The organism is Pseudomonas sp. WSY_20, from assembly GCF_043104335.1.
GTDB lineage: Bacteria > Pseudomonadota > Gammaproteobacteria > Pseudomonadales > Pseudomonadaceae > Aquipseudomonas > Aquipseudomonas parafulva_B.
In genome coordinates this window covers 224,933-232,285 of the sequence record NZ_JBICKP010000082.1, presented here as the reverse complement: position 1 = coordinate 232,285, position 7,353 = coordinate 224,933, and the positions used below count along the sequence as shown (strand labels likewise).

The 7,353-nt window shown below is 63.8% G+C and carries 8 protein-coding genes; 4 read left to right on the top strand and 4 right to left on the bottom strand.

The annotated features are described in order from the left end of the window. Positions 1–83 precede the first annotated feature (83 nt). Both ACF8E5_RS20380 and ACF8E5_RS20375 read right to left on the bottom strand, forming a co-directional pair. Positions 84–542 carry a protein YgfX gene (locus tag ACF8E5_RS20380; RefSeq protein ID WP_325942499.1) on the bottom strand — a complete coding sequence of 153 codons (459 nt, stop codon included), beginning with the start codon at positions 540–542 and terminating at the stop codon, positions 84–86. Beyond that, the gene (locus ACF8E5_RS20375) at positions 526–780 is read right to left on the bottom strand and encodes a succinate dehydrogenase assembly factor 2 (RefSeq protein ID WP_058603186.1); all 255 of its coding nucleotides are present in this window, start codon (positions 778–780) and stop codon (positions 526–528) included. Before ACF8E5_RS20375 ends, ACF8E5_RS20380 begins: the two co-directional genes overlap by 17 nt. A 135-nt stretch (positions 781–915) precedes the next feature. Between ACF8E5_RS20375 and ACF8E5_RS20370 the strand changes: the two genes are divergently transcribed. Together ACF8E5_RS20370 and ACF8E5_RS20365 are read left to right on the top strand one after the other, a co-directional pair. After that, positions 916–1,857 carry a folate-binding protein YgfZ gene (locus ACF8E5_RS20370; protein WP_196185206.1) on the top strand — a complete coding sequence of 314 codons (942 nt, stop codon included), beginning with the start codon at positions 916–918 and terminating at the stop codon, positions 1,855–1,857. A gap of 56 nt (positions 1,858–1,913) precedes the next feature. Beyond that, a complete protein-coding gene (locus ACF8E5_RS20365; RefSeq protein ID WP_058603188.1) occupies positions 1,914–2,720 on the top strand; it encodes an HDOD domain-containing protein in 807 nt (268 codons plus the stop codon). 44 nt (positions 2,721–2,764) lie between these two features. On the opposite strand, the gene ACF8E5_RS20360 is transcribed toward ACF8E5_RS20365, so the two are convergent. Then, positions 2,765–4,144, bottom strand: coding sequence for a sensor histidine kinase (locus tag ACF8E5_RS20360; RefSeq protein WP_058639953.1), 1,380 nt, complete (start codon positions 4,142–4,144; stop codon positions 2,765–2,767). Beyond that, entirely contained in the window at positions 4,137–4,808 is a 672-nt protein-coding gene (locus ACF8E5_RS20355) for a response regulator (protein ID WP_078478079.1), read from the bottom strand. Before ACF8E5_RS20355 ends, ACF8E5_RS20360 begins: the two co-directional genes overlap by 8 nt. Positions 4,809–5,006: 198 nt before the next feature. On the opposite strand from ACF8E5_RS20355, the gene ACF8E5_RS20350 reads away from it, so the two are divergent. Continuing rightward, entirely contained in the window at positions 5,007–6,296 is a 1,290-nt protein-coding gene (locus ACF8E5_RS20350; RefSeq protein WP_058603191.1) for an OprD family porin, read from the top strand. 32 nt (positions 6,297–6,328) lie between these two features. Next, positions 6,329–7,309, top strand: a complete 981-nt coding sequence (locus tag ACF8E5_RS20345; RefSeq protein WP_058603192.1) for a tripartite tricarboxylate transporter substrate binding protein — start codon at positions 6,329–6,331, stop codon at positions 7,307–7,309. The last annotated feature ends 44 nt before the right edge of the window (positions 7,310–7,353 follow it).

Below are 7,353 nucleotides of genomic sequence, written 5' to 3'. Positions count from 1 at the left end.
GCTACCGCGCGCTTAAAAGCAAGAGCGAGAGCGAGAGCGAGAGCGAGAGCGAGAGCGAGGAGACGCGGCGCTTGGCTCGGTCGTTAGGGCTGTATGGGCGCCACCCAGCGCCTGCGGCTGAACTTCAACCTTACCCGCAAACGCCGATGCTCATCTGTCCCAAGCGCATCCCTGGGCACACACTGGCTGCGCCCCCACCACGCCCCAACAGGGATGAATCTCAGCACCACGAGCGACGGCAACGCGATGCTGTCACGACACAGCCGTACCGGCTGCCACCCCCGAGCGCGGGAAAACACCCACCAGCCGGCCCCATCACGGCGCAGCCCGGTGACAGCCTGAACATGGGTCAACAGAATACGACGCGGAATAGTCCAAGCCGCATGGCTAATGCACGCGGCGATCACCAGCAACACCAACCAGGACGGTAACGGGCTGACAAGCACGGCGAACCAGGCGAGTACCTGGCAGATCAGGTAGGCCGCCAGCAACAGGCGTGAGCCCTGCCAGCGGCATTCGAACCACTCACTTGGGTTGGACACGGTCCAGGATGATGCGAACCATGCGCTGCAACTCCGGGTCCTCGGACTCGGTACGCTCCATGAACCAGCCGAACATGTCCTGGTCCTCACAGCTCAGCAGCCGAACATACAACTGACGATCGGCTTCGTTGAGGGTGGGGTAGACCTCCTGGGTGAAAGGCACCAGCAGGACGTCCAGTTCCAGCATGCCTCGGCGGCTGTGCCAGAAAAGCCGGTTGAGTTCAGTTTGTTCGACCATGGGGCCCTCCTCGAGTGGCCCGCCAGTATACAGTCAGCCGCGCGAAGCGACAGCCAGCTGTTGGTCTAAGTCACCTACCTATTTTGTTACCGGCGTTCTATGATGGCCCCAGACTTTAAGCCACCGCGATGACCCATGGCCGATACCGCTTTCTTCTGCCCTCTGTCCCACGAAGGCATTCTCGCTGTCCGCGGCTCCGATGCAGGCAAGTTCCTGCAGGGCCAGCTGACCTGCAACATCAACTACCTCAGCCCCGAATACGCCAGCTTTGGCGCACGTTGCATGGTCAAGGGGCGCATGCAGTCCAGTTTCAGGATTCTGCCCGAAGGCAACGGTTACCTCCTGGCCATGGCCAGTGAACTGCTGGAGCCGCAACTGGCCGATCTGAAGAAGTACGCCGTATTCTCCAAGGCCACCCTGACCGACGAGAGCGCCGCCTGGGTGCGTTTCGGCCTGCACGACGGCCAGGCAGCGCTTGCGGCGCTGGGTTTGGAACTGGCACCTGAAGCCGGCAGCACTGCACGGCGAGAAGGGCTGATCGCTGTAACGGTCAGCACAGGCCGCACCGAGCTCTGGGCACCGGCGGAGCTGGCAGGCGAGGTGCGCAAGACCCTGGCCGGCACGTTGCCCGAAGGTGACCTCAACCCATGGCTGCTGGGGCAGGTACGCGCCGGCATCGGCCAGGTGTTTGGCCCTACCCGCGAGCAGTTCATTCCGCAAATGATCAACCTGCAAGCCGTCGATGGTGTCAGCTTCAAGAAAGGGTGCTACACCGGCCAGGAAATCGTTGCGCGCATGCAGTACCTGGGCAAGCTCAAGCGTCGCATGTACCGCCTGGCCATCGATCAGCAGGCCCTGCCGGCACCCGGGGAGCAGCTGTTCTCCCCCGTGCATGGCTCCTCGGTGGGCGACGTGGTGATGGCGGCCAGTACCGGCACTGGCTGTGAACTGCTCGCCGTGATCGCAGCCGATGCCGTGGAAGATGGCAACCTGCACTTGGGTCATCTCGAAGGCCCGCGCCTGCAGGTGCTGCCCCTGCCCTACGAACTGGACCGCGACAGGGAAATCCAGCGCTGACCAGCCCCGCCCTGCCACGACAGCGGGGCCGCTTCACCACCGCGGTAGACATGTCCATGAACAAGCTGGCCGAAATGGTCCAGGCGCAATTGCTGGATGCCATTGAAAAGGATGACCTGGTACTTCCGACTTTGCCTGAGGTTGCCTTGAGCATCCGCGAGGCTGCGGAAGACAGCGAGATCAGCGTGGCGGCCTTGAGCCGGGTGATCGGCCGCGATGCCGCCTTGTCGGCACGCCTGATCAAGGTGGTCAACAGCCCGCTGCTGCGAGCCACGGTCGAGGTGACCGAGCTGCACACGGCGATAACCCGCCTGGGCATCAACTACAGCTGCAACCTGGCCATCGGCCTGGTCATCGAGCAGATCTTCCATGCGCGCTCGCCTGCCGTGGAGCAGAAACTGCGCGAAATCTGGGCCAACAGCCTCGAAGTCGCGGGGATGAGCTACGAGTTGGCCCGGCGCTACACGCGGCTCAAGCCTGATCAGGCGGCACTGGGCGGCCTGGTCAACCAGATCGGCGCGCTGCCGGTACTGATCTACGCCGAGGAGCACAACGAACTGCTGTCCGATCCGGTCTGCCTGCACCATGTCATCGAACTGATCCAGCCCGTCCTGGGCGACAAGATACTCAAGGCCTGGGAGTTCCCCGAACAGCTGGTCAAGCTGCCTGGCCTGGTTCAGGACCTGGATCGGCAGACCGACCGCATCGACTACATCGATGTGGTCCAGATCGCTCGCTGTGTCAGCCAACGTGGTCGGGAAAGGCCGCTGGCAGCCTTGCCAGCCTACCGACACCTGGGCTTGCCCATGGGCAGCGAGCTGCACGCCGAGGACCTGCTCGAAGCCCGAAGCTTGTTGCGCTGAGGGCTTCACCCTGTCTGGACGCCGGGTACTCCGGCCGCCTGCGCTCAGTCAGCGATGAAACTCACCCGCACGCGCAGCCCGCCGTTGTCACCATCATGCAGGCTGATCTGCGCCAGGTGAGCCCGGCAGATCTCTCCCACGATCGCAAGGCCCAACCCGCTGCCCTGGGCGCTACGGCGATAAAAACGCTCGAACACCCGCTCACGCTCGGCCTCTGGAATGCCGGGGCCGTCGTCTTCCACCTCGAGCACCGCAGGCGCGAGCACGCGCAGGATGACGTTGCCACCCTTGGGGGTGTGGGCCAGGGCATTGTCGACCAAGTTGCTCAACAGCTCGTTGAGCAACGTTGGCTCGCCCTTGAGCCATACCGGCGCCTGCGCCTCGAGGGCCAGCGCAACCCCGCGGTTGTGCGCCAACGGCGCCATGGCCATGCCCAGCTCGCGCGCCAGCTGGCTGAGGTCCAAGCGCTGGGCGCCCCCCTCGGCGATTGCGCGCGCGCCGTTTTCCACACGTGCCAGTGAAAGCAACTGGTTGGCCAGGTGCGTCAATTTGTCGGTGCCCTGGGCCGCCGCTTCCAGCGTTTGATGCCACTGCTGCGGTTCACTGGCGCGCAAACCCAGCTCCACCCGCGCCTTGAGCGCCGCCAAGGGCGTACGCAGCTCGTGGGCAGCATCGGCGATGAACTGCGCCTGGCGCTCGAACTGTGCACGCAGACGTTCGGTGAAATGGTTGAGCGCCCCTACCAGTGGCCGCAGCTCAGGCTGCACCTGCACCACCGGCAACGGGCGCAGATCGTCCGGCTGGCGCTCTTCGACCGCTGTGCGCAGGCGCTCGAGCGGTCGCAGCGCCGCACTGACAGCGAACCACACCATCACCAAAGCGCCCAAGGCCAACATGCCCAGGCGCAGCAACGTATCGCCCATCAGGCCGCGAGCCATGCTTACCCGCGCCTCATCCGTTTCGGCCACGCGGATTTCCGCCATGCCGTTCATGTTCGGCTCGCTCACCGCTTTGAGCAGGCTGACCACTCGCACGTTCTGTCCCAGATACGTCGCGTCATAGAATCGCGCCAGGGCGGGATAGTCATCGGTGCGGGGGGTGCCAGGCGGCGGAGGCGGCAGCTTTTCATACCCTGAAATCAGCCGCTGGTTGATGTCCAGGACTTGGTAGTAGATGCGTCCAGCGCTGTCGTAGGCAAAGGTATCGAGCGCCACATAGGGCACATCTGCGCTCAACGAGCCGTCGCGTTGCGACAGGCCTGCGGCGATGGTGCGGGCGGACGCCAGCAGGGTTCGGTCGTAGGCGGTGTCCGCTGCCTCACGGCCGTTCCAGTAGGCACTGAGCCCACTGGCCAGCATCAGGACCACCAACAGCAACGCCAGATTGCCCAGCAGGCGCCCACGCAGACTGATGTTTTCACGCATCGCGATGCTCGAGCAGGTACCCCAGGCCGCGGAAGGTGACGATGGCCACCGGATGGCCATCGAGCTTCTTGCGCAGGCGATGGACGTAGATCTCGATGGCATCGGGGCTGGCGTCCTCGTCCAGGCCGAACACCTGGGCCGCCAACTGTTCCTTGCTCATCACCCGGCCCGGCCGGGCAATCAAGGCTTCGAGCACCCCCTGCTCGCGGGAGGTCAAGGACAACGGCGCTTCACCCAAGGTGAACCGCCGGGTATCGAGGTCATACACCAGCGGCCCGCAGCGCTGCTGGCGCTCGCCCCCCAGCACACTACGGCGCAGCAGCGCCTTGACCCGTGCCTCAAGCTCGGTCAACTCGAACGGCTTGGCCAAGTAATCGTCAGCCCCCAGGTTCAAGCCATGGACCCTATCCTTGACGTCGCTGCGGGCGGTGAGCATCAGCACCGGCACGGTCTTGCCACGCCCGCGCAAGCGTGCCAGCACCTCGAAGCCATCCATACGCGGCAAGCCCACGTCGAGCACGGCCACGGCGTAGTCCTCACTGCCAAGCGCAAGGTCGGCAGCTACCCCGTCATGCAGCACATCCACCGTCAGGCCTAGACCTTTCAGGGCCTGGGCCACGCTGTCAGCCAATTGCAGATGGTCTTCTACCAGCAACACACGCATCGGATTGTCCCTGTTCGGTGGGGCGATGGCGCGGAGTGTACCCCGCCGCGGCGACCTGTGAAGCCGGCTCGACAAACCTTTCACGCTGAAAGGTTAGCGAAAGGTTCGTTACCTAGCATCGCACCACGGTCGCCCCGAGCGCCGAATAAAGCACCAGCAAGGTGCAATCGAATAAGAACAAGAAACGGAGCCACAACGATGCTGTCATTGCAGCCGCAGGCATTCGCACCTGCTCGTTCCTTTGCCGCACGCCCCAGCGCCATTGCCAGCGCCCTCGCGCTCGCCGGCGTCGCCCCGCTCAGCCAGGCCGCCTTCTTCGAAGACAGCACGGCCACCTTCGAAACCCGCAACATGTACTTCAATCGCGACTTTCGCGATGGCACCAGTGCGCAACAATCCAAGCGCGACGAATGGGCCCAGGGGTTCATGCTCAACCTCGAATCCGGTTATACCGAAGGCACCGTAGGCTTCGGCGTAGATGCGCTCGGCATGATGGGCATCAAGCTCGATTCAAGCCCAGACCGTACCGGCAGCGGCCTGCTGCCGACCCATGACAACGGCAAAGCTGCCGACGAGTACTCAAAGCTCGGCCTGACCGCCAAGGCCAAGATTTCCAAAACCGAACTCAAGATCGGCACGCTGATCCCTTCTCTGCCCACCCTTCGCCCCAACGATGGCCGCATTCTGCCGCAGACGTTCGAAGGCGGGCTGCTCACCTCCAAGGAAATCAAGGGCCTGACCTTCACCGGCGGGCGCCTGGACAAGGCCAAGGACCGTGACGACACCAACTGGGAAGACCTGGCACTGAACAACAAGAACGGCCGCTTCGGTGGCTCGTTCAGCGCAGACAACCTGTCCCTGGCCGGGCTGGACTACCAGTTCAACGACCGGCTGACCGGCAGCTACCACTTCGCCCAACTGGACGACATCTACCGCCAGCACTTCATCGGCCTGCTCGCCACCCAAGCCGTGGGCCCAGGCGCACTGGCCTTCGACCTGCGCCTGGCGCTGAGCGATGACGCAGGCGCTGCCAGGGCCGGCAGCATCGACAATACCACCTTCAACGGCATGGTCAGTTATGCCTTGGGCGGGCACAAGTTCAGCGCCGGCTGGCAGCAGCTGACCGGCGACAGCGCGTTCCCCTATGTCGATGGTGCCGACCCATACCTGGTCAATTTCGTCCAGATCAACGACTTCGCCAATGCCGACGAGCGCTCCTGGCAGGCCCGCTACGACTACAACTTTGCCGCACTCGGCGTGCCTGGCCTGACGTTCCTGACCCGCTACATCAGCGGCGACAACGTCAGCCGTGCCAGCGGTGGCGAGGGCAAGGAATGGGAACGCGATACCGAGCTGAAATACGTGGTGCAGAACGGCCCGCTCAAGAACGTGGCGGTGCGCCTGCGAAACGCGACCTTCCGCTCCAATTTCGCCCGTGACGCCGACGAAGTGCGGCTGCTGGTGAGCTACAGCGTCGCCCTGTGGTAACCCGATAACAACAACGCCTACGGAGATAGACCATGACCTTTTCACTGCGCCATATCGTACTGGCAACCGGTTGCCTACTACTGGCAGGCAATGCCCTGGCCGCCGAACCCAAACGCCCCGAGTGCATCGCCCCGGCCTCGCCTGGCGGTGGCTTCGACCTGACCTGCAAGCTGGTGCAAAGCGCCCTGGTGCAGGAGAAGATCCTGAGCAAGCCCATGCGCGTGACCTACATGCCGGGCGGTGTCGGCGCCGTGGCCTACAACGCCGTGGTGGCCCAGCGCCCTGCCGATGCGGGAACCCTGGTGGCCTGGTCGAGCGGTTCGCTGCTGAACCTGGCCCAGGGCAAGTTCGGTCGCTTCGACGAAAATGCAGTGAAATGGCTGGCTGCCGTCGGCACCAGCTATGGCGCAATCGCGGTCAAGAGCGACTCGCCCTACAAAACCCTCGACGACCTGGTCGCTGCCCTGAAGAAAGACCCGAGCAAGGTGGTGATTGGCTCCGGTGGCACCGTAGGCAGCCAAGACTGGATGCAAACCGCCCTGATCGCCAAGGCTGCCGGCATCAACCCACGCGACCTGCGCTACGTGGCACTCGAAGGCGGCGGCGAAATTGCCACCGCACTGCTCGGTGGCCATATCCAGGTAGGCTCCACCGACATTTCCGACTCCATGCCGCACATCGAGAGCGGCAACATGCGCCTGCTGGCCGTGTTTTCGGAAAAGCGCCTGGACGACCCGGCCATGAAGGACATCCCCACTGCCAAGGAGCAGGGCTACGACATCGTCTGGCCTGTGGTGCGCGGCTTCTACCTCGGCCCGAAAGTGAGCGACGAAGACTACGCCTGGTGGAAAGCATCGTTCGACAAGATGCTGGCCTCCGAAGACTTCGCCAAGTTGCGTGACCAGCGCGAACTGTTCCCCTTCGCCATGACGGGTGAAGAGCTCGATGGCTACGTCAAGAAGCAAGTCGCTGACTACAAGATGCTGGCCAAGGAATTCGGCCTGGTCCAGTAATCCAGACCGCTGGGCTTTCCTGGCGGGAGCAGGCAGACGCTGCC

Coding starts and splice junctions, on each gene's coding strand:
- ACF8E5_RS20365 (WP_058603188.1), top strand. CDS start 1,914: ATGAACAAGCTGGCCGAAATGGTCCAGGCGCAATTGCTGGATGCCATT.
- ACF8E5_RS20360 (WP_058639953.1), bottom strand. CDS start 4,144: ATGCGTGAAAACATCAGTCTGCGTGGGCGCCTGCTGGGCAATCTGGCG.
- ACF8E5_RS20345 (WP_058603192.1), top strand. CDS start 6,329: ATGACCTTTTCACTGCGCCATATCGTACTGGCAACCGGTTGCCTACTA.
- ACF8E5_RS20350 (WP_058603191.1), top strand. CDS start 5,007: ATGCTGTCATTGCAGCCGCAGGCATTCGCACCTGCTCGTTCCTTTGCC.
- ACF8E5_RS20370 (WP_196185206.1), top strand. CDS start 916: ATGGCCGATACCGCTTTCTTCTGCCCTCTGTCCCACGAAGGCATTCTC.
- ACF8E5_RS20355 (WP_078478079.1), bottom strand. CDS start 4,808: ATGCGTGTGTTGCTGGTAGAAGACCATCTGCAATTGGCTGACAGCGTG.
- ACF8E5_RS20375 (WP_058603186.1), bottom strand. CDS start 780: ATGGTCGAACAAACTGAACTCAACCGGCTTTTCTGGCACAGCCGCCGA.